This is a genomic window from Actinomadura madurae (genome assembly GCF_047130825.1).
GTDB lineage: Bacteria > Actinomycetota > Actinomycetes > Streptosporangiales > Streptosporangiaceae > Spirillospora > Spirillospora madurae.
In genome coordinates this window covers 188,180-212,717 of sequence record NZ_CP083237.1, presented here as the reverse complement: position 1 = coordinate 212,717, position 24,538 = coordinate 188,180, and the positions used below count along the sequence as shown (strand labels likewise).

Here is a 24,538-nt window from a genome sequence, read left to right as displayed (position 1 = left end):
GCCGCTTCACCACCTGGCGCGGGGTGAACCTGGGCGACCGACCCGAGGTATGGGTCGGCGCGGGAGCCGTAGGTGAGCATCCACCACGCACACGCCCGAACGGTCGGCGACGCGGCGGCGGTCGGGGCCTCGACCGTGGCGGCGACGGGCCTGCCGCTACTGGGGCTGTACCTGCTGCTGCGCCATCACTGCGATCGGTGCCGCTACCGGCTGTGGGACGAGGCCTGGGCCGGCTTCGACCACCGCCGCATCGGCCCCTGACACCCGACGCGTCATCACACCCGCAGCCGCCAGGGTCGTCACTCACCGCTTAGGACGTCCCTCACTGACCGCCGCCGACCGCGTAGGCGGCGTGCCGCATGGCCGAGGCGCAACACCATCTGCGGATGCGCGCAGACCAGGTCGCGGCGTACCGCCGCCCGCAGGTAGGGCAGTTCCAGCGGCTGCGTGTGAAAGGCCGCGCTCACCTCCAGCGTCGCCGCATGCAGCAGCACATGCTGGAGCGCCTGACCCGCGAGCAGCCAGTCCGTCCGCCTGTCCTGCCGGGTGGTCAGCACCGCCACCGTCCCCGCGACGCCAGGGGCGACTTCGGGATCGGTGTCCAAGCCGGCCGCACGATGTCGCGTCCTCCATGGCACCTCGGCGCCGGAGTCTCGCGAGAGGAAACCCTGGCCGTCCGCCGGGACCGGGTAGGGGCCGGGCGCGAGACCGTCAGGCCGCCCGCTGCCCGGCGAGGCCGCCCATGTTCCCAGCTCGGAGACGATGCGAGGGTCACGGCGTTGCGCCGCCTCGGCGGCCCGGACATGCTCGGCCAACTGCCGCCGCTGTGCCTCGTCCGGGACGACGCGCAGGCTTGCGCCCTCGTGCCGGGCGATTCCGGCCAGCACGGTCGGCAGCATGGGCGGCAGCGGCGTTGTCAGGAACGGCCCGCGGTGGGTGTGACGGAGCCGAATCGTCCGATACAGAAGTTCCTCGTACGGCCGCGGCGCCGCTCTGGTCCCCCAGGTGATCCGGGCCAGCAGGTCCTGGTGCGCAGGGTTGGGCAGGAGCGCCACTCTCGGGGTGAAGCCGAGGTGGCGGACGGCCAGCCGCGCATTGAACAGGGCCGCACCGCAACTGATCACCATCTCGCGCCCGGCCGGATCGCCCATCGGCAGCAGACGCGCTCGGTCGGCCCAAAGCTCCAGCCCATCGGCACAGCCGACGAACCGCCACGGCTGGGTGTTGTGGATGGACGGGGCCAGGATCGCCGCTCGGACGACGAAACGCGCCGCCAGATCAGTCCGTTCATATCCGAAAGCCTTGGCGGGCTTGTCCCGTCGCCCCGCCGCAGGCCGTGTGGCGTTGACCATCTCGATGACCTCCAGCCGTTGGTCCGGCACCTTCAGCCTGCCGGGCGGCTGCCAAGGCGGCATCGTGCCCAAGGTCCTCTCTGCCAGGACCTTCGGCCCTCCAGCCCGCGCTTCCTGGCCGCCTCCGTGGCGTGGCGGCGGATCTGGCGCACCATCATCAGGAAGGTGCCCCAGGAATAGTGGAGCGTGCTCGCCAAGTCATCGCCCGACCTGGCCGGTGCCCGCCTATGGGCCCGGATAGAGCACGTGACCCAGCGTCGGGCAGCCGGACTCATCACGACGCCACGTCAGCCGGCTGAGCCTGCCAGTGGTCTGGGTGTGTTGTTCACCCGTGCTGCTGGCCGCCAGAGGCTCCGTGGGGCCGGCACGGTCTCAACGTACGGTCCTTTGCCCTCTCACGTTGGGACCTTCGTCCCTGTGGCGCTCTGCCGGATGACCGGAAGTCTGGCGGTGACAGCGGCAGCATGTGGAGGAAGGCCATGCCTCACCCGTTTGCGACGCGCGCGGGGGTCCGGCGGCTGGTGACCGCGGCCATCGCGGCTCCGTCCGTGCACAACACCCAGCCGTGGCGCTTCCGGCTCAACGGTGCGGCGGCCCTGGCCCTGGAATTGCACGCCGACCTGGACCGCAGGCTGACCGTCATCGACCCATGCGGCCGAGCCCTCCACATCAGTTGCGGGGCCGCCCTGCTGAATCTGCGGCTGGCGCTTCGCGTGACCGGTCATCAGCCGCAGATCGAGCTCTTCCCGAAAGCTCTGGGTAAGCCGACGCTGCTGGCGTCCGTCCATGCCGTGGACGCGCCCATGCCGTCGCGGGAACAGGCGGAGCTGTACGCGGCCATCCCGCATCGGCGTACCAACCGGCATCCCTTCAGCAAGCGCCTGGTGCCGCGACCGGTCCGCTGGGAGCTCCAGTCCGCCGCGCTAACCGAGGGAGCGGTGCTGAACCTGCCGGGCCCGCAGACCACCGCCTACCTGCTCAGCCTGGTCGCCGCCGCGGACGAGCGGCTGGCCTCCACTGACGAGTACGTCGCCGAGCTGTCCCGGTGGACGCCGGACCGCACCCGCGGGGACGGCGTCCCCTGGTACGCCTTCGGGCCTCGCCCCAGCGGGCGCGGCGTGCCCATGCGGGACTTCGGGCTGGCCGGGCCGATGTCCGGACGGAAGGTCGACGACTTCGCCGCCGGCCACAGCTCGGCGTGCTGCTCACCAAGGGCGATGGTCCGGCGGACTGGCTGCGGGCCGGGCAGGCGCTGCAGCGGGTTCTGCTCACCGCCGAGCGGCGCGGTGTGTCGGCCTCGTTGCTGTCCCAGCCCCTGGACCTGCGCAACAGTGCGCGTACCGACACGGCCGGGCAATCGCACGGCCACATCCAGGCGATCATCCGGTTCGGCTACGGACCGCCGGTGCCCGGTACGCCGCGCCGACCGTTCCCCGAAGTCCTGACCCGTGCCTGACAGCGCACGGCACCCGAAGAGCCACGCAAACTCACGTCGCAGAAAGAAGAGGCCGTGACCGACCGCTGTGACCATCCGCCACTCGTCTCCTCGTGTTCCGGCTGTTCCAGCCGCGGCCAGATGACGAACTGGCCGGCAATCCAGAACGTCCGCCCGCCACGCCGGAAAGTCCGCGGTGCCGGGCTCGACCTGTTGAGCTGGGCGGCGACGGCTCGGGACCGGCATGTCTGAGCCCTCGCTCCCTCACATCGTCCAAGGCGGAATGGGCGCGGGTGTGTCGGGATGGCGGCTGGCACGCGCCGTGGCCCGGACCGGCCAGCTCGGTGTGGTCTCCGGCGTGGCACTCGACGCCCTGCTGGCACGCGGGCTCCAGGCCGGCGACAAGGGCGGCGACCTGCGGCGCGCGCTCGCCGCCTTCCCGCTGCCGGACGTGACCGAGCGGATCCTGCGGCGCTATTACGTCCCGGGCGGGATCGAGCCGGGCCGGCGCTTCCGTCCCGTACCGAAGCTCGGTCTGAACCCGAACAGGAACCGTGACGAACTAACCGTCGCAGGGAACTTCGCCGAGGTCTGGTTGGCCAAGCAGGGACACGATGGCCCGATCGGAATCAACTACCTGGAGAAGATCCAGCTCGCGACGCCTGCGGCCGCCTACGGGGCGATGCTGGCCGGGGTGGACTACATCCTGATGGGGGCGGGCATCCCCAGCGAGATCCCCGCGCTCCTGGACTCGCTGGCCGCCGGCTCTCCCGGCCGCCTGACGATCACGGTCGCCGGCGCCGACGATGGCCGCACCCTCACGTTCGACCCGGCGTCGCTCGCCGGTCCGGCGCGGGCGCGGCCGCGCTTGCTCGCCATCGTCTCCTCATCCGTCCTGGCCATGTATCTGCACCGGACGCCGGCCACCCGCCCGGACGGGTTCGTCCTGGAGACGGCGATCGCAGGCGGGCACAGCGCGCCGCCCCGCGGACGCATGCGCCTGGACGACGGCGGCGAGCCGATCTACGGGCATCGGGACCGGATCGATCCCGCGAAGGTCGGCGCGCTCGGCCTGCCGTTCTGGGTGGCCGGAGGATACGCACGGCCCGGCACGCTGGCGGAGGCGCGCTCGGCCGGTGCCACGGGCATCCAGGCCGGCAGCATCTTCGCGCTGTCCCGGGAGTCCGGTCTCGACGCTGACCTGCGGCGGCGGCTCATCCGGCGGGCTCTGGACGGCACCCTGCGGATCCGCAACGATCCCCACGCTTCCCCGACCGGGTTCCCGTTCAAGGTCGCCGTGCTGCCGGGAACCCTGTCGGAGGACGAGGTCTACGACAAGCGGTCCAGGCTGTGCGACATGAGCTATCTGCGGACTCCGTATCTCAGAGAGAACGGCGCGATCGGTTACCGGTGCCCGGCCGAACCCGTCGATGCTCACGTCCGGAAGGGCGGGACCCGCGAGGACACCGTCGGCCGCCGCTGCCTGTGCAACGCGCTCGTCGCCAACATCGGCCATCCGCAGCATCGACCGGACGGCTACGTCGAACCGCCCCTCCTGACGCTCGGCCAGGACCTCGGGTTCCTGCCCGAGCTCGTTCACAAGGTCGGAGACGACTACTCCGCCGCCGACGCCGTCGACTACCTGCTGGGCCTATGAAACAGATCCGCAGCCCCCGCCACGACCCCGCCGACCGGCCGCTCATCGTGATCTGGGAGGCCACTCAGGCGTGCCCGCTGGCCTGCCGGCACTGCCGCGCCGAGGCGCGGCCCGACCGCGATCCGGGCGAGCTCACCACCGTCGAGGCCTGCGGCCTGATGGCCCAGGTGGCCGAGTTCGGGTCCCCGCCGCCGCTGTTCGTCATCACCGGCGGCGACCCGTTCCAGCGGCCGGACCTGTTCGAACTGGTCCGGCACGGCACCCGCCTCGGGCTGCCGGTAGCGGTCTCCCCGTCCGGCACGCCCACGCTCACCAAGGACGGTCTCACCGGACTGAGGGAAGCGGGCGCGCGGGCCGTCTCCCTCAGCCTGGACGGCTCGGACGCGCGCGTCCACGACGCGTTCCGCGCCACGCCCGGCGTCTACCGCTGGACCCTGGACGCCTGGCAGGCCGCCCGCGACCTCGGCCTCAAGGTACAGATCAACACCACTGTCACCGGGCACAACCTGACCGACCTGCCGGAGATCGTCCGCATCGTCCAGCAGATGGGAGCGCTGACCTGGAGCGCGTTCCTGCTCGTCCCGACCGGGCGGGGCAGGCTGCTGCCCGGACTCGACCCCCACCAGGTCGAAGACGTCCTCAACTTCGTCTACGACGCCGGCGCCTTCGTCCCCGCCCGCACCACCGAAGCCCACCACTTTCGCCGTATCGCCATCCAGCGGGCGATCCTGAGCCGGCAGGAGGCCGACCACGTGGCCGTTCTCGGCCTGGGCCCGCTGTACCAGACCCTGCGGCAGCGGCTGACCGAACTCGATCTCCCCCCGCGGCGGGCACGCCGCCCGCCCATGGACGTCGGCTCCGCGCGCGGATTCGCCTTCGTCTCCCACCGGGGCACCGTGCACCCCAGCGGCTTCCTGCCCTCTCCGGCCGGCAACGTCCGCCACGACCGGCTGACCGACATCTACCGGACCTCTCCCCTGTTCACCGGCCTGCGCGACCCCGGCAACCTGACCGGACGATGCGGCGCCTGCGAGTTCAGGACGATCTGCGGCGGCTCTCGGTCACGCGCCCTGGCCACCTCGGGCGACCCGTACGCGGAGGAGCCCTGGTGCGCCTATGAGCCCGGCTCCTTCCCGTATGAAGACGAACTCGCCCCCTACGGCGTGAAAGCGGTCCGCTGATAGGCGCCGGACAGCGGTGACCACGAGACTTCGGTGTTTCAGGGTTTGGGCCGGTGTTGGGGCAGTCGCAGGATGATGCAGGTCCCGGGTGTGTGCTCGGCTATGTGAAGGGCGCCGTGGTGGGTGTGGGCGATCTGGCGGGCGATGGGGAGGCCGAGCCCGGTGCCCGCGGGGTCTTTGCGGCGCGCGTCGGGGCGGCGGTGGAACCGCTCGAACACGGTGTGACGTTCGGCGGCGGGGATGCCGGGCCCGTCGTCGGTGATCTGCAGGATCGCCGAGCCGTCGTCGGCGGTGAGGATGATCTCGATGCGGGTGCGGGCGTGGCGTTCGGCGTTGCTGAGCAGGTTGTCCAGCAGCCGGGCCAGCCGGACGGGTGATCCCTTCACGACGGTGTGGGGCCGCAGGTGGGCGATGACGGGGATGGCCGCCGGGCGGTGGGCGAGTTCGGTCTCGACCAGGTCGGCCAGGTCGACGGGCTCGGTCTCGGTGGGGTTCCCCGATTCCAGTTCCGCTAGTTCCAGCAGGTCGGAGACGATGTCGCCGAGGCGTTCGGCGTCGTGCAGCGCGGCCAGCAGGATGTGCCGCAGGTCGGTGTCGGGATCGGCCAGGGCGTCCTGCAGTCGGGTCTGCAGCCCGGTGATGGGGCCCTTGAGGTCGTGGGAGGTGTCGGCGACGGCCTCGCGGTGCCGGCGTAGCTGCTCATGGAGCGCTTCGGTGGTGCGGCGTTGCTGGTCCTGGGCGCGGCGGAGCCTCTGGTTGACCTCGTTCAGCTCCCGGGCCCGGTCGAACAGCTCCACTTCGATCTGCTGCATCTGCACCGCCGCGGAGCCGGCGACGGCCGTGGGCCAGGCCGCTTTGCGCAACTGATCGACGAAGGGGGTGATCTCGTGCACCTTCTGGACGATCCAGAGGAGTTTGCCGTCTGAATCCAGGACCGGAGCGTTCACCGTGTTCCAGTACCGCTCCCGGAAGCGGCCCGGCGCCCGGGCGTCCTCCAGGTCGTAGCGCAGCATGGTGACGATGTCGGTCTCGCGTTCGGTGAGCACCCGTTCCAGCGAGGCCCGCAGCTGCGGCGGGCCCTGCCCGGACGGACCCGCGGGCACCTCCAGCTCCGGACGGCCGATCAGCTCGGCCCGGTCCAGGCCCGTGATCCTTTCGAAGGCGCGGTTCACCGCCCGGAACACCAGATCCGGCGACAGCACCACCGAGGCGGTGGGCGACGCCTCGAATATCAACCCGAAATCTATCTCCGCCATGGCCAGCCCCTTGCAAACCCCATACCCGCCCCCACCTGGACATACCCGGCCTTCTCGGGTGGTCGGGGTTGTCGTCGGAGATCAGGGCGCCGGCTCGAAGTCGGGGAGGGTCAGGGCCGAGTGGGCCGGGCGTGGCTCCGCGGCGGGCATGGCGCTGAGGTCGCGCAGCCTGCTGTTGCGTTCTTCCAGGGCCTGGGCGGTGGTCGGGAAGAGTGTGGCACTGCCCTTGCCGACGAGGTCCTGATTCATGGTCACGAAATCACGGGTGGTGTGTTCGTAGGCCGCGAAGCCCGCGGCGTGGTCCCGGGCGGCCAGGGAACCGGCGAGCATGTACGCGCCGACGAGCGCGAGGCTGGTGCCCTGTCCGGTGAGGAACGAGGGCGCGTACGCGGCGTCGCCCACCAGCGCGGCCCTGCCGCTGGACCAGCGGGGCATGCGTATCTGGCCGACCCCGTCGAAGAACAGGTCATCCGCCTCGCGCATGGCGGCCAGCATGCCCGGGACCTCCCATCCCGCGTCGGCGAAGACCGTGGCGACGAGGTCCCGTTGGGCTTCCGGGTTCGTGAACGCGTCGAACGGCGGTTCCGGCTGCGCGAAGTTCAGGAAGGCGTGCACTTCGTCGCCGTCCCCCACGGCGTAGAGTGCCGCGGCCCTGCCCGGGGTGTTCCACATCACGGTCTCGTGGGAGAGCCCGAAGGTGTTGCGCATGGTGAACACGGCGAAGCAGTAGCCGAGGTAGCGGTGGAACTGCTTCTCGTGGCCGAAGAGCATCTCCCGGGTATGTGAGTGCATACCGTCGGCGCCGAACACCATGTCGAACGTGCGGCTGCCGCCCCCGCGGAAGGTGACATCGACCCCGTGGTCAGACTGGTCGAGTGTTTCGATGGAGTCGCCGAACATGAACTCAACGTCGTCACGGACCGCCGCATAAAGGGCCTCTGTCAGGTCCCCGCGCCGTACCTCCAGGTCCCGTCCCGCGACACCACCGGTGACGGTGTGCGGGTTGAGCGAGACCACCTCGGCGCCGTCCCCGTCGAGGAAGGTCAGCCGACGCAGGTCGACGTGTGCGTCCCGCAGTCGTGGAAGGATCCCCATCTTCCGGACGACCTCAAGTGCGGTGCCGCGCACGTCGATGGGATAGCCACCGCTGCGAAGCGTGCCCGACTTCTCCACCACCGTGACCGCGTATCCGTACCGGTTCAGCCAGAACGCGAGGACAGGACCCGCGATGCTCGCCCCTGATATCAGTACTTCGTGTTTCGGCGCGGTGCGGATGCCGGTCGCCGGATCGGTGCGGGTCATGCCTTGGTTCCTTTGCTCATGGTGCGGACGACGAGGAGGGACAGCGCGCTGACGATGCCGGCGATGACGAAGCCGGTGACGAAGGCCGATTCGGCGGGGACGTCGGACCCCGAGGGGGTCGCGGCGGTGAGGAAGGCGCCGCTGACCTGTGCGCCCGTGGCGAAGCCCAGCACGCGGATCACCAGGACCAGGCTGGTGGCGGTGCCGGTGTTGTCGTGATCGACACTGGTGGCGGTCTTGATGACGATCGCGGTGACGCAGACACCGCTGGCCAGGGCGATCAGCGCCTTGCCCACCACGAGGTGCCACACCTCGGCGTGCACGAACGCCACGGCGACGAGTGTAGCCGCCAGGAGGCCGATCGCGGTGCTGACCGCGGCGCCGGCCCCGAACCGCCGCGCCGCGATCCCGCCGAGCGGTCCGCTGATCGCCGCCATGACGGTCCCGGGCAGCAGGTACCGCCCGATGTCGGTGGAGTCGGCCCCGAAACCGTATCCGTCGCCCGAGACCGCGAACAGCTGCGGAACCATGAACATCGACACCGCGGTGCCCACGCAGACGGCGAAGGTGATCACATAGGAGCTCCAGATCGCGGGCCTGGCGAGCATGCGCAGATCGACCAGCGGTGAGGCGGCACGACGCTCGACGGCCACCCAACCGGTCACCAGTGCGGCCAGGACCACGACGAGGGCGCCGAACACCAGTGGCTGCTCGCCGATGTCGGCCGCCATCGAGAGCACGAGCATGAGCGTCAGCAGGACGCCGCTCAGAAGCACCAGGCCGGGCCAGTCGATCCCGCCGGCCGGCCGGCCCGGCGGATCGTCCGGCATCAGCCTGTGGATGGACACGGTCGCCGCGATGATCGCGAAGGTCGGGATCGCGAACATCCAGTGCCGCGACAGCCCTTCGGCGATGGGCCCGGCGATCAGCGTCCCCAGCATGCCGCCGCCCACGAACAACCCGCTGACCACCCCGATGGCGACCTGGGACTGCCCCGACGGCATGTGCCTGCGCACCAGGATGAACGACAGCGGCATCGCGCCGACCATCGCGCCCTGCAGGATCTGCCCCAGCAGCAGCACCCACAGGTTCGGCGCCAGCGCCGACACCATCCCGCCGGCCGAGACGACCGCCATCAGCCGCATCATCACCCGCTTACCGCCCCAGCGGTCCCCGAGAATCCCCGCGATGGGCGCGACGAGTGCGCCGGTGACGAGCATCACGACACTCAGCAGCGCCCCCTGGGCGGGACTGATCGACAACTCGCGCTGCAACAGCGGCAGCGTCGGGGCCACCACCGACTCCAGGGTCCCGGTGGCGGCCGCCAGCATGCCCAGGGCCCCCAGAGCGACCCTTCCGATACGGACCGGAGGTGCCAAAGTCGAGGACATGAACGTCCATACCTTTCTTCGTGGGCTGTTCGCGGTCGTTCGTGCGATCGGGACATCCGGGGATGCCGGGTGGGACTGTCATGGGTTTCGCCGCGTTGGGACCGCCGTCGCGCGGTCGGCGGGGCGAGCGGACGCGTGGCCGAGGCCGGTCACGGCCAGCACGACGAACGCCGCCGTCACCACCGCGAGGCCTTCGTGCACCTGGCACAGCGCCGCGCCGCTGACCGCTCCGGCGATGATGAGCGCGACGGCCGCGCCTCGGCGCAGCGCCCCTTGCCCGCGGGCCGCTCCCAGCCGGGAGTCCGCCGCGAGGCCGGTCAGCGTGGAGGTGACGACGACGGTGGTGACGTCCTTCACCGCCAGGTGGCGGGCCGTCGCCGCCTGCACCCCCATGGCCAGGGCGAGCGACGACGCCATCGACGCGCGGACGGCGGGGGCGCCCGCCCGGGTCGCGGCCAGGCCGAGCGCCGTGGCGGTCAGGACCAGCCCGACGCCGGCCAGCAGGCCCGTGCACCGGCGGCTCCAGCCCGAGGCGGCGGTGCGCAGCACCCGCCCGGCCATGGCCGCGCCGGCGAGAAAGGCCGCCAGCGCGGCGACCGGGCCGGCCACGGGCAGCCCCGTCCCGCCTATGGCCGCCATGCCGAGGATGACGACGTTGCCCGTCATGTTGCCCGCGAACACCTGGTCGAGGCGGAGGTATCCGACGGCGTCGACGACGCCCGTCGCGAAGGTGAGCGCGAGCATGAGACCCAGTGGCGGGACACGCCGCCGCAGCGGCCGGGCGCCGGCGCGGGTGCCGGACGCGACGCCGCTCATCGCCCCGCGGCGTAGCCCTGGGCGCCGCGCGAGTTCGCCGCCGCCTGGAGGACTCCGCTGTCCGGATCACGTGTGACGGCGGACAGCCGGCCCTGGCTCCATGGTCCGGAGACGGTCACGTCATGGCCTCGCTCACGCAGCTCGTCGATGACCGTCCCGCCCACTCGCTCCTCGGTGACCAGTCCCCTCGGCGTCCAGGTCCGCGGCCAGAACGAGCTCAGTACCGCGGTGGTGTGGAACGCGGGTGCGTCGATCGCCTCCTGCGGGTCCAGGCCGAGAGCGAGCGTGCGCACGAGGTAGAGCAGTTGCCACTGCTCCTGCTTGTCGCCCCCCGGCGAACCCAGCGCGGCCACGGGCCTGCCGTCGCGGAGCACCAGGGTCGGGGTGAGTGTCGTACGAGGCCGCCGTCCCGGCTCCAGCCGCGACGGGGCGGCCGGATCCAGCCACGCCATCTGGAGCCGCGTGCCCAGCGCGAAGCCGAGACCGGGCACGGCGGGAGAGGACTGGAGCCACCCTCCCGACGGCGTGGCGGAGATGATGTTCCCCCAGCGGTCGACGACGTCGATGTGGCAGGTGTCGCCCCGGGTCTCCCCGGTGTGCTGCACGGTGGGTTCTCCCACGCCTTCGACCCGGACGGCCTGCCGATCGGTGTCGAGCGGCGGTGTGTACGGTGTGACGCCGATGTCACCGGGCCTGAACGCGGTCGACGCGTCCCTGCCGATCAGGCCGGCGCGCTCCCTGCTGTACCGGGGGGACAGCAGACGGCGCACCACGGCCTCCGCGTCCTCCGGATCCAGGTGCCCGTAGAACGCCTCCCGGTCGGCCATGGCCAGCTTCACGGCCTCGGTGATGGTGTGGATTCCCTCGGCGGTCGACGGATCGATCTGCTCGTCGTCGAAGTGGTCGAGCATGGTGAGGCACTGGAGCAGCACGGGTCCCTGGGACCACAGGCCCGCCTTCGCCACCGTGACCCCCCGGAACTCCGCGGTGACCGCGGGTTCGACGGACGGGCGGAAGTCGGCGAAGTCGGCGGCGGTGATCACTCCGGCGTGGTCCCGGCCCGAGGAGTGGCGATGCGGTGTGGCCGCGAACTCGCCCACGGCGGCCGCCACGAACCCGGTCCGCCAGGTCTGCCGCGCGGAGTCGATCCGGGCGGTTCTCGTCGTGCCGGCGCCCGCGGCGCTCAGCCGGCGCAGGGTCCGGGCGTACTCGGGGTTGACGAGCGTCGCGTCCGCTCGCGGGACCCGTCCTCCGGGCATCCACAGCGCGTACGACGTCGGCCAGTGCGTGCGGAAGAGATCCTCGACCGTGGCCAGGACGCGCGCCAGCTGGGGGACGACCGGAACTCCGTGCTCCGCGTAGTGGATCGCGTAGGCCAGGACGCCGGCCAGTTCCCAGGTGCCGAACTCGGCGAGCAGCCAGAGCCAGGAGTCCACGGCCCCCGGGACGGCGGCGGCCAGGGCGCCCGAGCCCGGGACGTGGTCCAGTCCTTCGGCCCGGAAGTGCTCGATCGTGGCCCCCCGCGGAGCGTGCCCTTGCCCGGCCAGCACGAGCGGAGACGCGCCCGCCGCGGTCGCGAGCACGGCGACGAGATCGCCGCCCGGCCCGTTGAGATGGGGTTCGGCCACGTGCAGCACGAAGGCGCCGGCCGTCGCCGCGTCGAACGCGTTGCCGCCCCGCTCCAGGACGGACTGGGCCGTCGCGGAGGCCAGCCAGTGCGTCGACGCGCACATGCCGAAGGATCCCCGGAGCGTGGGGCGGGTCTTGTGGGGTGGATTGTCGGTCCGTGATGGCTGTTGACCGGCCATGTCTGTCACATCCCATGGTCAGGGCACGTGGTGGGCGGCGTGGTGGGCGGCGTGGTGGGCGGCGAGGACGTCCCCGCCGAAGTCGGTGTCCGGGTCCCGCCACACGGCGTGGGCGTGGTTGGCGCCGCGGTGGACGTTGGTCCACTCGACGAGCAACCGCGGCCCCTGCAGGCGGTAGTAGTGCGGCTCGCCCGCCGCTGTGGACCCGGCCCAGGCGAGGTGCACGGCGTCCAGCGCCGCCGGGTCGTCATAGCGGGGCAGCGCGGACACCTCTTCCGGGACGCGGCCGAGGTAGGTGCCGAGCAGGGCCCGCAGCAGCTCCCGCTGCGCGGCGTCGAGTTCGGCGCCCGGAACGCCCCTGGGCGTCGAGGCGAGGTCCAGCGCCCGCTGGTCCGCGCCGTCGAGGCCGGTTGCCGGTTCCTCGGCACGGTCCGGGACGTGCGGGCCGGGGCGCCAGAGTTCGCCGCGCTTCCTCACGCGGCCGTCGACCCGGGCGCCGTTGCCCGTCACGATGTCGTTCGGGGGGCGCGCCAGCAGCACCGCGCGTGCGGCGAGCTCGGGACGCAGGGACCGCACCAGCTCACGGGCCAGGTCCTCGGCGGCCCCCAGCGGGCGCAGCGACGCGCCCCCCAGCAGCGGCGACGCGGCCGGGTCGGCGCCCAGGAAGCACGGCGTGGTGGCGGCGACGCGCCCGTCCACCACGAGGTTGTTGAGCGAGACATGGTGGCCGCCGAACCGCCATCCCCATGGCCCCGGCCCGCCCGGCTCGCCGAAGACCCGCAGGTAGTACATGCCGGGGTCGCGGGTGCGTTCCCGCCCCCAGTTCACGGAGAAGCCTTCGGTGCGGTCGAGTACGTTCTCCAGGCCGAGCACGGTGGCGACGGTGGTGTACCCGGCTTCGGAAAGGCCGCTCGCGACCAGCCGCATCATCAGCCGGTGCTGGGCGGGGCGCTGCTGATGGAAGGTGAGGCCGCCATGGTCGGTGGGGGTGTAGAACCAGCGGGTGCGTTCGGCTTCGGCCTCGGCGCGGGCTCCCGGCCGCGGCCCGACCGCCAGCGTGCGCTGGTCCGCGTCCAGAGAGGCGAGCCACGCCCGTGCCGCCTCGGCCATCCGGTCCGCGACCTCACGGCCGGCGAGGCTCACTCCGCGGTCACCCCGAGGAACTCGCGCACCCAGAGGGCGATCTCGTCCGCGAACTCCATCCCGACCGCGTGCCGCCCGCCCTCGATCGACCGCAGTTCGGCGTTCGGCATCCGCTGCTCCATCATGACGGCGCCGGGGTAGGGCGCCAGCTGGTCCTCCGTACCGTGCACGATCAGGGTGGGCGCGGTGATCTCCCCGAGGCGGTCCCGGATCTCGTGCTCCCGGGCGGCGGCGTGGCGGCGGGCGCGCTGCTCGGGGTCACGGGTCATGAGCGTCTGGGCGGCCCGGGTGCCGATCCTGGCCCTGCCTTCGGACGTGACGAAGTAGTCGTCGACCGCGTCCCGCATGTCGCCGTAGGACAGGTTCAGCAGCTTGTTGATCGCGTCGGCCCCCAGCGCGAAGCTCGGCGTGGTGGCGATCAGGACGAGGGACTCGACGCGCTCGGGATGCCGGAGCGCGGCGTGCTGCGCGACGGCGCCGCCGAAGGAGGTGCCCAGCAGGTGCGCACTCCGCAGTCCCAGCGCGTCCAGCAGGTCGGCGACGTCATCGCCGAGGTCGCCCAGCGTGTACGGAACGGGCGGGTTCACGGTGATCCCGGAATCGCGTTGATCGTAGGAGATCGCCCGTATCCCCGCGCCGAGGTGCGCGCGGAGTGTCGCGTACGCGGTGCGGTCGCCCTCGCCGCCGTGAATGAGGACGAGCGGCACACCGCTGCCGCGATCGATGTACCCGACGTCGAGCCCACCCGCCCGGATGGTGGAACTGTCGGCGGGTTCGCGCTCCTGCCGCTGCGCTGCCACTACGGACCTCCCTGTCGCCAGAGGTGCGAGACTGTCATCCGAATTGAGAGAACCGTATCATATTAATCTCGCCGCGCCTCGTGCCAGAAGGAGGCGATCCCATGACACGGGAGACCCGAGGTGCGTGCGAGCGGGGGCCTCACGGCTACTGCGTGGAACGGTCCCGGCCGCGCAGCGTCTTCCCGAGAGCCCGGGCGGGCGGCGAGCGATGCGCCGGCGGTGCCGGGCCGGCCGCCGTGGCCGAGGTCCCGGCACCGATCACAACGGCGGCCGTGCGCCGACCAGCATCGTCACCGGTGGCGGCACATACGGGACCCCGCGGCCAGGCGCCGGACCGGTCGGAAATGGGCTGGCCGACGTCGGGGCGGGATCAGCCTGCCCGCGCCCATCCGCGCAGCGCGCCGCCGTAGGCCTCGGTCAGCCGGGTCACGACCTCCCGGCGGGACAGGTCCGTCTCCTGCAGCAGGTCCTGGATCTCTCGCGGATCGAAGATCATGTTCGCGAGGAACAGGGCGTACTCGATCATGTCGTCCGGGAGGCCGATGTCGTCGAGCAGCCCTCGCACCGGCCCGGTCCAGGCTTCCCGCGTCGCGGCGATGATCTCGTTCCCGGCGTGGAGCCGCTCCAGGTAGCCCCGCCGGGACCGGAGCCGCACCAGCGCCGGGCCGTGCTCGGCGAGCAGGTCCATCCACTTGTCCACGACGGAGTCGAACAGCGGACGCCCTTCCGCGGTCGACGCCGCGCTGAAGTCGCGGAGTTCCTCGACGACGCTGAGCACATAGGCCGCGAGCACGTCCTCTATCGAGGAGTAGTAGCGGTAGGCGGTGGCGGGGCCGATCTCCGCGCGGGACGCGACCGCCTGCATGGTGAGCTGATCGGGCGCTTCCCGGGCGAGGTCGCCGACGGCCTCGAGGAGGCGCCGGCGGTTGCGGCGGGTGTCACTGCGCAGCTTGCGCCCCCCGCGCGCGGCGGCCTGCTGATCGGTCACAGGCTCCCCTCGCCCTCGACTGAGTACAGGCGAAGGGTATCGCCCTCCGGGCGGCTCGCCTTGGCCCGCACGGACATCCGCGGTGCGAAGCACACCCGCCCGGCCTCGTCAGGATCGCGCATCGCCGAGGTGCCGGACGATACGGGCCAGCCCGGTCCGCAGGTCGTTCTCGGCGGCCGCGAACGAGATCCGGACGTGTCCCTCGCCCGACGGCCCGTACTCGGCGCCGGCCCGGACCATGACCTTCCGCTCGGCGAGTTCGCGGACGACCGTCTCCGAGGGCAGGTCGGCGTCGTAGCGAAGGAACCCGTAGAACGCTCCTTCCGGCGGAACCAGGTGCAGACCGGGAACGCCGGACAGGTGGTCGACCACGAGTTCGCGCCGCTGCCGGTACGTGTCGACCATGGCGTCGACGACGCCGTCCGGCAGATCGAGGGCGGCGAGGGCCGCGTGCTGGACCGCCGTGTTCAACGAGCCGTTGTAAGTCCGGTGCGCGTGCGCCGCCGCGTCGACCACCTCGCGCGGACCGGTCAGGTACCCCACCCGCCAGCCGGTCATCGCGTACGTCTTGGAGAACGTCTGCACGTACACGGTCCGGTCTCGCAGCGATGCGACCTCCAGCGCGGAGGTCAGCGCGTGCCCCGGGTAGACCAGCCGGTGGTACGCCTCATCGCTGACCACCAGGACGTCGGAGCCGTCGAGGAGCTTCCCGAGGGCCTCCAGCTCCTCCTCGCGGTGCACGATGCCGGTCGGGTTCGACGGGTTCGAGAAGATCATCATCGCGGCCCCGGGCAGCGCGGCGGCCAGCGCGTCGAGGTCCCAGTGCAGGTCCGGGGCGAGCGGGACGAAATCCACCGTCCCCCCGGCGAAGACGACCAGGTCGGCGTACAGCGAGTAGGCGGGCTCCGGGACGACCACGCGGTCGCCGGGGCCGATCGTCGCGAGCACCACGGCCGCGAGCGCGGCGGTCGCGCCGTGGGTGACCACGATGTCGTCCGCGGTCCACGTCCGGCCGGGGTGCGCCGGCAGTCCGGCCGCGAGCGCGGCGCGCAGCTCCCACAGGCCCTTCTGGTCGGCGTAGTGGGTGTGCCCCTCGCGCAGGGCGGCCACCGCGGCCTCGATCACCGGCGGCGGCGTCGGGAGGTCCGGCTCGCCCATGGCGAGGGAGACGGCCCCCGGCGGGGCCGGGGCGAGGGCCGGGCGCCGCGAGAAGCGGCGCAGTTCCGCGATCCGGAAGGCGGACGGCAGGGCGGTCATCGGGCCACCCCCGCCCGGCCGGAGCGCGCGGTGAGGATGCGCTGCCGGAGCGCCTCCTCCTTCTCGCCGATCCCGTCGACCGCGTCCGCGACCTCCTGCACGCGGTGCCGTGGCACGACGACGACGCCGTCGGCGTCGCCGACGAGCACGTCGCCCGCCTCCACCACCACCCCGCCGACCGCCACCGGGGCTCCGACGGCGCCGGGCCCGTCCTTGAAGGGCCCGGCCGGGGTGACCGCCCGCGCGTAAACGGCCAGGCCCATCTCGGACAGCGCCCGGACATCGCGGACGGCCCCGTCGACGACCGCGCCGACGACCCCGGCGTTCAGCATGATCTCGCCGATGAGGTCGCCGATCAGCGCACGGGTCATGTCCCCGTGTCCGTTCACGACCAGGACGTCGCCCGGCCGGGCCTCGTCGAGCGCCCGGTGGACGGCCAGGTTGTCACCCGACCGCACGTCCACCGTCAGGGCGTTTCCGAGGAGCGCGGCGTGCTCGGTGAACAGCCGGATGCCGCCGTCCATGACGGTCATCCGCTGCAGCGCGTCGCCGACGTTGGCGGCCGGCACCTCCCCCAGACGGCGACTCCGCACCGCCGCCGCGCGGTCCCAGCTCGGAGCGACGAACACGCGGTCCGTCGCCGCAACGATGAACACGATGGGACTCCCCTACTAAATGAGGCAACTATCTCATATAAGAGAACCACAACTCCAGGGCGTCCGGCTACACCCCCAACCGCCGAACGACTCAACGAGCCGAGAGCGAGGGCTGCGCAAGCTGGCGAAAACGATTATCATTTCTAGCCTCCCCAGATGAGGAGTTCCATGGAGCGCCGGCATCACGTCGCGGTCATAGGCGGCGGTATCGCGGACTTGCCCGCGGCGATCGCACTGGCCGGGCATGCCCGGCGGGTGACCGTCGTCGGGCGGGACGCGGTGGCCGTCACCGACGAGTTGTACGCGGCCGGCGCGGTGCCGCTGCGCACCCCCTACGACCACGTGTGGCTCAGCCCGGCGGGCTGGTGCCACCGCTTCGCGCCGTCGCGCACGGTGCCGTCGGCGAGCCGGGAGCTCGTGGAGTGGGTGGTCCGCCGCCGCGCGGAAAGCCTCCCGGGCATCCGGATGCGTGACCGGCTGGAGGTCACCGGCCTGCGCGCGGACGGTGCGGGGATCACCGAGGTCACCGTCGTGCGGCGTGACGGCGGGACCACCGAGGTCGCCGCAGACCTGGTGGTGGACACGTCGGGGCGCCGCTCCAGGACACCTGAGTGGCTGGCCTCGCTCGACTGCGACGATGCGGAGACCACGCTCGTCGACTCGCGCGCGGGATACGCCAGCCGCTGTTACGCGATGCCCGCGGACTTCGGCGACGCGTGGCGGGTGATCTCGGTCCAGCCGGGGCCCTCGCAACCGCTTCGCGGAGGTGCGCTGGTGCCGGTCGAGGGCGGCCGCCGGCTGGTGTCGCTGTACGGCTGCCTCGATGACCACCCACCGACGGATGAAGAGGGCTTCCCGGCCTTCGCCGCGTGGCCGCGGGCCTGCTGGTGGTGGGCGAGGCCCACATGCGCGCTCAACCCGGTCTACGCGCAAGGCATGTCGGTCGCCGCGATGAGCGCCCACCGGCTGCGCGATCTGCTCCATGAGGGCGTCGATGACTGCGCCACGCTGCAGAAGGAGATGGCCGCGGGCAACGATCGGGCTCGCACCCGAACTGACGGCGCGACTCGCCCAGGGCCCGGCTCGTCCACCGGCCGCCCGGCCGTGACGATGCGCGCCCGTGCTCATCGGGCGGGGCCGGCCGCTCTGGGCGAGGCCTCCCTCGATGGCGTCCCCCGATACGTCCGCGATCTGGACCTGGCGGTGCTGAAGGGCATCGCCGCGTTCCTCGGCACGGCGTTGCCACCGGACGCGCCGCGGACCGCGGGCCAGGTCGCCGACGTGCTGCAGACCGCGTCCCGGCATCGATGGATACAGGGGCATTGGCCGGCCGCCCTGACCGGCGAATCACTGGTGAAGCGCGAGCCCGGCGCCCGGTACCTGGGGCCGCGCCGCTTCCGGCGATCGGAACTGGCCGAAGCCCGGGAGACCCTGGACCGGGCACGGACGCGGCGCGCATCCGGTTCGCCGGACACCCCTTCCCGCGTCCCCGCGTCGTGGCTTCGACCGGGACCTCGCCGCGCAGTGCGGACCGGACCCGTTCGATCTGGTGGTCGCCGTGAACGCGGCGCACAACGCCTCGCATACAGGGACGCTGTCGGACGTGTCCGGGAGTCACTGGCGCCCGGCGGTGCGCCGCTGCTCGTCGAGACGTGCCACGAGCACCACCAGTCGCTGGCTTCGATGCCGTTCCTGCTGTCGGCCCGTCCCGGCGGTTCGCGTCCCGAGCGCCGTGACGGGCGGGCCGGGACCGGCCGCACCTACCTGACCCGGCGGGAATGGCTGGCCGCCCTCCGCACCGCCGGGCTGGCACCGCTCCTCGACCTGCCCCATCCCGACCATCCGCCGGCGGCGTTCTCGCAGCACCTGTTCGTCGCCGCGCGGGAGCCGTAAGGAGATCAGATGACCGTCCCGTCCGCCACCGGCCCCGGCGAAGCGCCGCCCCCGGCCAGGGCCCGGCCCCCTGCGGAGATCGTCCCGGACCTGGCCCGGATCTGGGCCGAGTTGCTCGACCTGGACCCCGGCACGATCGGCGGCGACGCCAGCTTCCTGCGGCTCGGCGGCGACTCGGTGCTGACCGTGCGCATGTCGGCGCTGATCCGCAAGCGGCTGTCGGTCGAGCTCGCGCTGTCCGACGTCACCGTGGAGATCACCTTGTCGGAGCTCGCCGACATCGTGGCACGGCGCGGCCAGGGTGGAGCGACGGCACGGGCCCTTCCCGTGGAGATCGAGCACCGCGCCGACCCCGCGGCACCCTTTCCCCTGATGCCGCTCCAACAGGGCTACTTCGTGGGGCAGCACGACGGCTGGGAGCTCTCGTACGACTCGGCGCACTTCTACGGCGATGTCGGCCTGACGGACATGGACGCCGAGGAGGCCGAGGAGACACTGGCCGACGCGCTGCGACGGCTGGCCCTGCACCAGCCGACGCTCCGGGCCCGCATCACGCCCGACGGCATGCAGTACGTCCTGCCGGAGGACGCACCCGGCGCGATCCCGCGGCCCCGCGTCTACGACCTGCGCGAGGCGGGCGAGGACGAGATCCGCGCAACGCTGGCGACCGTGCGGCGGGAGATGGCCGGGACCGGGCCGAACCCGCTGTCCGGTCCCGGGCTCGACGCGCGGCTGAGCCTCCTGCCGGGCGGGCGGGGGCGGCTGCACACCGCGATGAGCCTGGTCGCGATGGACGGATGGTCGGCCACGGTGCTCAATCGGGAACTGCTCGCGCTGGCGGCCGACTGGAACGCCGTCCTGGCACCGCTGGAGGTCGACTTCGGCGACTACGTCACCTCGATCGGGCGGCTGCGCCGGACGGCGGCCTGGGCGGCCGACCGCGACTGGTGGTGGGACCGGCTCGACGGCGCGCCTCTCCCGCCCGCGCTGCCGCTGCGCGCCGATCCCCGGGAGGTGGCGCCGACCCTGATGGACAGCCGGGAGGCGCGGCTGGAAGCCGCGAAATGGGCGGCATTGCGGGAACGGTGCGCCGCGCACGACGTCACCGTGTCGGCCGCGATGCTCACCGCGTTCTCGGTCGTGCTCGCCCGCTGGGCCGGGCACCGCCGGATGCTGCTCAACACCCTGCAGCTCAACCGCCTGCCGCTGCATCCCGACATCCACCGGACGATCGGCGCGTTCGCGTCCACCATGCTCGTCCCCGCCGAACCCGGCACCGGACGAACCTTCGCCGAGCTGGCGGCCGGCCAGCAGCGCACGTTCACCGAGTACGCGGCGCACAACCTGATCTCGGGTGTGGAGGTGTCGCGGGAGCTGGCCCGAAGGCGCGGGACGACCCGGCCCGTCGCGCCCGTGGTGTTCCAGAGCACCCTCGGGATGGACGCGGCCATCGGCGAGAGCCAGGCCACGTCGGCCGGACCGCTCGGCCGGCTGGACTTCGCCGACTACTACCACCAGCTCCGCACCCCCCAGGTCGCCCTGGAGGCGCGATTCTGGGAGATGGACGGCGCGATGGCCGTCGCGTTCTCGCTGGTGGGCGAGCTGTTCGATCCGCAGGAGGTCGACGCGGCCTTCGCGGAGCTGGTGGAGCTGATCGGGGACCTGGCCGACGGGCCAGGCTGGGAACGGGTGGTCGAGTTGCCCGCCGCTCCGGAGCCGGAAACGGACGGCGGCCTCTCACCGGGTGGCCCCGCCGCGGCCGGCACGGGCGAAGAGGCCGGGCCGCCCAGGGACGAGCTGGAGCAGCGGATCGCGCTGCTGTGGGAGCGGATCCTGGACGCCCCGGTCCTCGACCGCGCGACGCCGTTCTTCGCCCTCGGCGGTGACTCACTGCTGGCCGTGCGCGCCCTGGCACGGCTGGCCAAGGACGAGGGCGTGGCCGTCCAGGTCCGGCGGTTCCTGGACGCCCCGACCGTGGCCGGTCTGGCGGCCGTCGTCCGCGATCTGGACGAGGGCCGATGACGACGATCGGCGTGCTGGGCGCCTCGGGAACGGTCGGCCGGGTCGCCGTCGACCGGCTGGCCTCCTGGGACTTGGGCGACCTGCGACTCGGCGGGCGCGATCTGGACCGGGCCGCCGAGGTCGGCGCCCGAGTGCCCGGCGCCCGCACCGAACCGGTGCGCGTGGATCTCAACGACGCCGACGCCCTGCGCGCCTTCTGCGCCGGCTGCGACGTGGTGGTCAACTGCGCGGGCCCGTCGTACCTGGTGCTCGACACGGTGGCCCGGGCGGCACTGGCGGGCGGGGCTCACTACGTCGACGCGGCGGGTGACGCGGCCGCCGCCGACGCGCTCGGCCAAGGCCCCGCCCGCCGGAAGGCCGCGGTCTTCTCGGCGGGCCTGATGCCGGGGCTGTCCGGCCTGCTCCCCCGGCTGCTGGCGGCGGACGGCCCGCCGTCCCGGCTGGACCTCTACGTCGGCGGCGCGGCCGCGATCGGCCCGTTGTCGGCGGTGGACGCGCTCCTGACGCGCGGTCCCCGGTTCGGGACCGCGCTGGCCGTGTGGCGGGCCGGCGCGGTGCTGCCGAACGCGCTGCGCCCGCTGCGGTCGGTCACCCTGCCGGGGTTCCGGGGACGGGTGCACGCCTGGCCGTTCCTGTCGGTCGAGGCGGCGCGGCTCGCCGCCGAACTGGACGTGGAAGAGCTGCGGAACTACACCGTCTACGTCACCGAAGCGATTCCCCGGGCGCTCGCGGAGGCATGGGCGGACGACGACGCGAGCGGGGACGGGGACGCTCCGCCCGAGCGGCACGTCCCGGCGGTCGTGGCCGCGGCCGAAGCCGACCTGGCCGCCACGGGGCCCTACTACACGATGCTGTTCCAGGCCGTGCACCGTGACTCCACACCGGGACGTCCGCGCCGCCTTGTTCTCCATACTCCCGACTCCTACGCACTGAGCGGCGTCGTGGCGGCGCTGACCGTGCGGGAGTCGCTCACCGGCCGGATCCCGGCGGGCGTCCATTTCGCCGCGGACGTGCTGGACGCGGCCGAGACCCTGGCGCTGCTGTCCGGCGATCCGCTGGTCACCGGCGTCGAGTTGGCCTGATCCACCACCGAGAAGAAGGGCGTGAGGAATGACCGATGAGACGGCCCGGGCGGACGAGGGCCTGGGATATGCCATCAATGCCCCCTACTACGACCTGATCCTGCCGGAGGAGCACTGGGCCGGCCTCGCCGCCGCGGTGGGCGGGCTGCTCAAGGACGCACGGTCGGTGGCCGAGGTCGGGGCGGGGACGGGCTACTTCACCGAGTCGATGCTCAGTTCCCTGCCCGCCGGGGCGGAGATCTTCGCGATCGAGCCGGCGCGCGTCATGCGGGCGGCGCTGGTCACGAGGCTGGCGAGGCGGCCCGGGGCGGAGCGGCGGGTGACCGTGCTGCCGTGTGACGCGGCGACCGCCGATCCCGGAACCGCCGTCGACGCGGTCGTCCTGCTCAATCTGGTGATGCACTTCTCCCCGGCCGAGCGTGCGCGGCTGTGGCGCAGGTGGGCGCGGGCGCTGACTCCGGGCGGGCTGCTGATCGTGGAGGCGCAGTATCCGCAGAAGGCCGAGGAGGTTCCGTCCAGCGTGGTGCCGGGACGCACCCTCGGCCGCCGCCGGTACGACACGGTGTCGCGGGCGGATGTGATCGGCGGCGACATGATCCGCTGGGTGAACACCTACCGGACCTGGGAGGGCGACCGCCTCGTCCAGGAGGAGACCGCCGAGTTCGACTGCCACGTCGTCTCCGACGAGCTGCTGGCCGCGGAGCTGTCCGCCGCCGGGCTGTCGCCCGTCCCGGACGCGCCCGAGAGCCTGCGCGTCTGGCGCCGGTGATGTCAGCCGGCCCCGCGGCCGTACGGGGCGAGCAGCCGGCGCAGCGAGGCGAGCACGGCGTGGCGCCGCGGCACCAGGTAGAAGTGATCGCCGGGGAAGACCTCCAGCCGCGTCCGGGCCCGGGTGGCGTGCCGCCAGCGGCCCGCCTCGTCCGGGGTCAGGTCGGGGTCGCGGTCGCCCAGGAACACCGTGACCGGGCAGTCCAGCGGCGGCAGCGGCAGCGGCCGGTAGGTCTCGATGAGCCGGTAGTCTCCCCGCGCACAGGCGAAGATCATCGCGCGCAGGCCGGGATCGGCGAGCACGTCCGGCGCGGTACCGCCGAGGCGCAGCAGCTCCGCGTACAGGTCGTCGTCGCCGCCCCGGTGCACGTCGCCGCCCTTCTCGTCGTGCGGCGCCTCCCGCGCGGAGGCCACCAGATGGACCGGGCCGGGCAGGCCGCGCCGCCGCGCCTCCTGGGCGACCTCGTAGGCGACGGTGGCGCCCATGCTGTGCCCGAAGAGCGCATAGGGCCGGTCCGCGACGGCCGCGATGGCATCGGTGAGCTCGGTGACCAGTTCGGCCATGGCGCGGGGCACCGGGTCGGCGAGGCGGTCCCCGCGGCCGGGGTACTGGACCGCGAGCAGCTCGACGGCCGATGGCAGCAGCTCGGCCCAGCCCAGGAAGGCGCCCGCTCCGCCGCCGCCGTGCGGAACGCAGATCAGGCGCAGCCCGGCGTCCGGGCGCGGCAGGAAGCGGCGCAGCCACGCGCCGCACGACTCATCGATCAAGATTCCTCACCATTTCCGACAGCGGAGGAGCGACATGTACGACGTGATCGTGGTGGGCGGCGGACCGGCGGGGCTGAGCGCCGCCCTGGTGTTCGGGCGGCAGCGCCGCCGCGTCCTGGTGATCGACGGCGGCCGGGTCCGTAACGCGCCCGCCGCCGAGATGCACATGTACCTGAGCCGGGACGGCTTCCCGCCGGCGCGCCTGCTGGAACTCGGCCGCGCGGAGCTGACCGCCTACCCCTCGGTGGAGGTGCGTCCCGGGACGGTCCTGGCGGCGCGCGGAGCCAAGGACGACTTCGAGGTCGAGCTGGCCGGCGGCGCGCGGGAGCGGGCACGGCGCCTGGTGCTGGCCACCGGGCAGGTCGACGAACCCTACGACATCCCCGGCCTGGCCGAGCGGTTCGGCCGCGGCGTCTTCCACTGCCCCTTCTGCCACGGCTGGGAGACCAGCGGGAAGACCCTCGCGGTCATCACCACCGTCCCGCGGGAGGCGATGCTGGCGCTGTACGTCGCCGACCGGTTCAGCGACGACGTGGTGCTGTGCACCCATGGGCCGCTGGAGCTGCCCGCCGAGATCGCCGAAAAGCTCCGCGAGAAGGGCGTCACCGTCAACACCGAGCCGATCACCGAGGTGTCGGGCGAGGCCGGCGACGTCACGCTGCGGTTCGCGGACGGGAGCGTGCTGCGGCGGCAGGGGGTCTACCACCGGGCGCCCACGCGGCAGCATTCGGAGCTGGCGGCCCAGCTCGGCTGCGAGATCCAGGACGACGGCACGGTCCGCGTCGACGAGCTGCAGGAGACCACCGTGCCGGGCGTCGCGGCCGCGGGCGACACGGCCAAGCTGCCCGCCGTCCCCGACGCCGCGACCCTGGTCTCGCTGGGCGCCGCCGATGGTGTGCGCGCCGCGTTGTGGATGGACGGCGACCTCTTTCGATCCGATCTCGGCTTCCCTTCCGAGTAGGA

General features: G+C 72.7%; 21 protein-coding genes. 9 read left to right on the top strand and 12 right to left on the bottom strand.

Annotated features, from left to right (window positions below):
• Positions 1 to 72 precede the first annotated feature (72 nt).
• On the top strand, positions 73 to 261 hold the full coding sequence (locus K8Z49_RS00920) for a hypothetical protein (protein ID WP_412517373.1): 189 nt from the start codon (positions 73 to 75) through the stop codon (positions 259 to 261).
• 38 nt (positions 262 to 299) lie between these two features.
• Here the strand turns inward: K8Z49_RS00920 and K8Z49_RS00915 are convergent, their stop codons facing one another.
• The gene (locus K8Z49_RS00915) at positions 300 to 1,415 is read right to left on the bottom strand and encodes an Acg family FMN-binding oxidoreductase (protein WP_412517372.1); all 1,116 of its coding nucleotides are present in this window, start codon (positions 1,413 to 1,415) and stop codon (positions 300 to 302) included.
• A gap of 416 nt (positions 1,416 to 1,831) precedes the next feature.
• On the opposite strand from K8Z49_RS00915, the gene K8Z49_RS00910 reads away from it, so the two are divergent.
• From K8Z49_RS00910 to K8Z49_RS00900, 3 genes are all read left to right on the top strand, one after another.
• A complete protein-coding gene (locus K8Z49_RS00910) occupies positions 1,832 to 2,797 on the top strand; it encodes an Acg family FMN-binding oxidoreductase (protein ID WP_412517371.1) in 966 nt (321 codons plus the stop codon).
• Between the two features lie 273 nt (positions 2,798 to 3,070).
• The gene (locus tag K8Z49_RS00905; protein ID WP_412517370.1) at positions 3,071 to 4,444 is read left to right on the top strand and encodes a nitronate monooxygenase; all 1,374 of its coding nucleotides are present in this window, start codon (positions 3,071 to 3,073) and stop codon (positions 4,442 to 4,444) included.
• Positions 4,441 to 5,625: a TIGR04053 family radical SAM/SPASM domain-containing protein gene (locus tag K8Z49_RS00900; protein ID WP_412517369.1), complete on the top strand. Its 1,185-nt coding sequence runs from the start codon at positions 4,441 to 4,443 to the stop codon at positions 5,623 to 5,625. Before K8Z49_RS00905 ends, K8Z49_RS00900 begins: the two co-directional genes overlap by 4 nt.
• A 38-nt stretch (positions 5,626 to 5,663) precedes the next feature.
• Here K8Z49_RS00900 and K8Z49_RS00895 read toward each other — a convergent pair whose 3' ends face one another.
• The 10 genes from K8Z49_RS00895 to K8Z49_RS00850 all read right to left on the bottom strand — a co-directional run bounded on the left by K8Z49_RS00895 (position 5,664) and on the right by K8Z49_RS00850 (position 17,042).
• A complete protein-coding gene (locus K8Z49_RS00895) occupies positions 5,664 to 6,881 on the bottom strand; it encodes an ATP-binding protein (RefSeq protein ID WP_412517368.1) in 1,218 nt (405 codons plus the stop codon).
• 81 nt (positions 6,882 to 6,962) lie between these two features.
• Positions 6,963 to 8,183, bottom strand: coding sequence for an FAD-dependent monooxygenase (locus K8Z49_RS00890; RefSeq protein ID WP_412517367.1), 1,221 nt, complete (start codon positions 8,181 to 8,183; stop codon positions 6,963 to 6,965).
• The gene (locus tag K8Z49_RS00885; protein WP_220126869.1) at positions 8,180 to 9,514 is read right to left on the bottom strand and encodes an MFS transporter; all 1,335 of its coding nucleotides are present in this window, start codon (positions 9,512 to 9,514) and stop codon (positions 8,180 to 8,182) included. Before K8Z49_RS00885 ends, K8Z49_RS00890 begins: the two co-directional genes overlap by 4 nt.
• 138 nt (positions 9,515 to 9,652) lie before the next feature.
• Positions 9,653 to 10,390: a YoaK family protein gene (locus K8Z49_RS00880; protein WP_412517366.1), complete on the bottom strand. Its 738-nt coding sequence runs from the start codon at positions 10,388 to 10,390 to the stop codon at positions 9,653 to 9,655.
• Complete coding sequence (locus K8Z49_RS00875; RefSeq protein WP_412517365.1) at positions 10,387 to 12,123, bottom strand: gamma-glutamyltransferase family protein; 1,737 nt, start codon at positions 12,121 to 12,123, stop codon at positions 10,387 to 10,389. Before K8Z49_RS00875 ends, K8Z49_RS00880 begins: the two co-directional genes overlap by 4 nt.
• A 93-nt stretch (positions 12,124 to 12,216) precedes the next feature.
• Positions 12,217 to 13,341 (bottom strand): DUF3500 domain-containing protein, encoded by a 1,125-nt coding sequence (locus K8Z49_RS00870; protein WP_412517364.1) that lies wholly within the window; start codon positions 13,339 to 13,341, stop codon positions 12,217 to 12,219.
• A complete protein-coding gene (locus K8Z49_RS00865; protein ID WP_412517363.1) occupies positions 13,338 to 14,141 on the bottom strand; it encodes an alpha/beta fold hydrolase in 804 nt (267 codons plus the stop codon). Before K8Z49_RS00865 ends, K8Z49_RS00870 begins: the two co-directional genes overlap by 4 nt.
• Positions 14,142 to 14,511: 370 nt before the next feature.
• Positions 14,512 to 15,129, bottom strand: coding sequence for a TetR/AcrR family transcriptional regulator (locus K8Z49_RS00860; protein ID WP_021597986.1), 618 nt, complete (start codon positions 15,127 to 15,129; stop codon positions 14,512 to 14,514).
• Between the two features lie 108 nt (positions 15,130 to 15,237).
• A complete protein-coding gene (locus tag K8Z49_RS00855) occupies positions 15,238 to 16,386 on the bottom strand; it encodes a pyridoxal phosphate-dependent aminotransferase (protein ID WP_412517362.1) in 1,149 nt (382 codons plus the stop codon).
• On the bottom strand, positions 16,383 to 17,042 hold the full coding sequence (locus K8Z49_RS00850) for an aldolase (RefSeq protein WP_021597984.1): 660 nt from the start codon (positions 17,040 to 17,042) through the stop codon (positions 16,383 to 16,385). The genes K8Z49_RS00855 and K8Z49_RS00850 overlap by 4 nt, the downstream gene beginning before the upstream one ends.
• Positions 17,043 to 17,198: 156 nt before the next feature.
• On the opposite strand from K8Z49_RS00850, the gene K8Z49_RS00845 reads away from it, so the two are divergent.
• Genes K8Z49_RS00845 through K8Z49_RS00830 form a run of 4 tightly spaced genes read left to right on the top strand, consistent with a single transcriptional unit; the run spans position 17,199 to position 22,808 of the window.
• The gene (locus K8Z49_RS00845) at positions 17,199 to 18,935 is read left to right on the top strand and encodes an FAD-dependent oxidoreductase (protein WP_412517361.1); all 1,737 of its coding nucleotides are present in this window, start codon (positions 17,199 to 17,201) and stop codon (positions 18,933 to 18,935) included.
• A gap of 9 nt (positions 18,936 to 18,944) precedes the next feature.
• Complete coding sequence (locus K8Z49_RS00840; protein WP_412517360.1) at positions 18,945 to 20,957, top strand: condensation domain-containing protein; 2,013 nt, start codon at positions 18,945 to 18,947, stop codon at positions 20,955 to 20,957.
• A complete protein-coding gene (locus K8Z49_RS00835) occupies positions 20,954 to 22,039 on the top strand; it encodes a saccharopine dehydrogenase NADP-binding domain-containing protein (protein WP_412517359.1) in 1,086 nt (361 codons plus the stop codon). Before K8Z49_RS00840 ends, K8Z49_RS00835 begins: the two co-directional genes overlap by 4 nt.
• A 28-nt stretch (positions 22,040 to 22,067) precedes the next feature.
• Positions 22,068 to 22,808, top strand: a complete 741-nt coding sequence (locus tag K8Z49_RS00830; protein WP_075023763.1) for a class I SAM-dependent methyltransferase — start codon at positions 22,068 to 22,070, stop codon at positions 22,806 to 22,808.
• Positions 22,809 to 22,810: 2 nt separating this feature from the next.
• On the opposite strand, the gene K8Z49_RS00825 is transcribed toward K8Z49_RS00830, so the two are convergent.
• Complete coding sequence (locus K8Z49_RS00825) at positions 22,811 to 23,575, bottom strand: thioesterase II family protein (protein ID WP_021599668.1); 765 nt, start codon at positions 23,573 to 23,575, stop codon at positions 22,811 to 22,813.
• Between the two features lie 34 nt (positions 23,576 to 23,609).
• On the opposite strand from K8Z49_RS00825, the gene K8Z49_RS00820 reads away from it, so the two are divergent.
• Positions 23,610 to 24,536, top strand: coding sequence for an NAD(P)/FAD-dependent oxidoreductase (locus K8Z49_RS00820; protein WP_021599667.1), 927 nt, complete (start codon positions 23,610 to 23,612; stop codon positions 24,534 to 24,536).
• Positions 24,537 to 24,538: the final 2 nt, after the last annotated feature.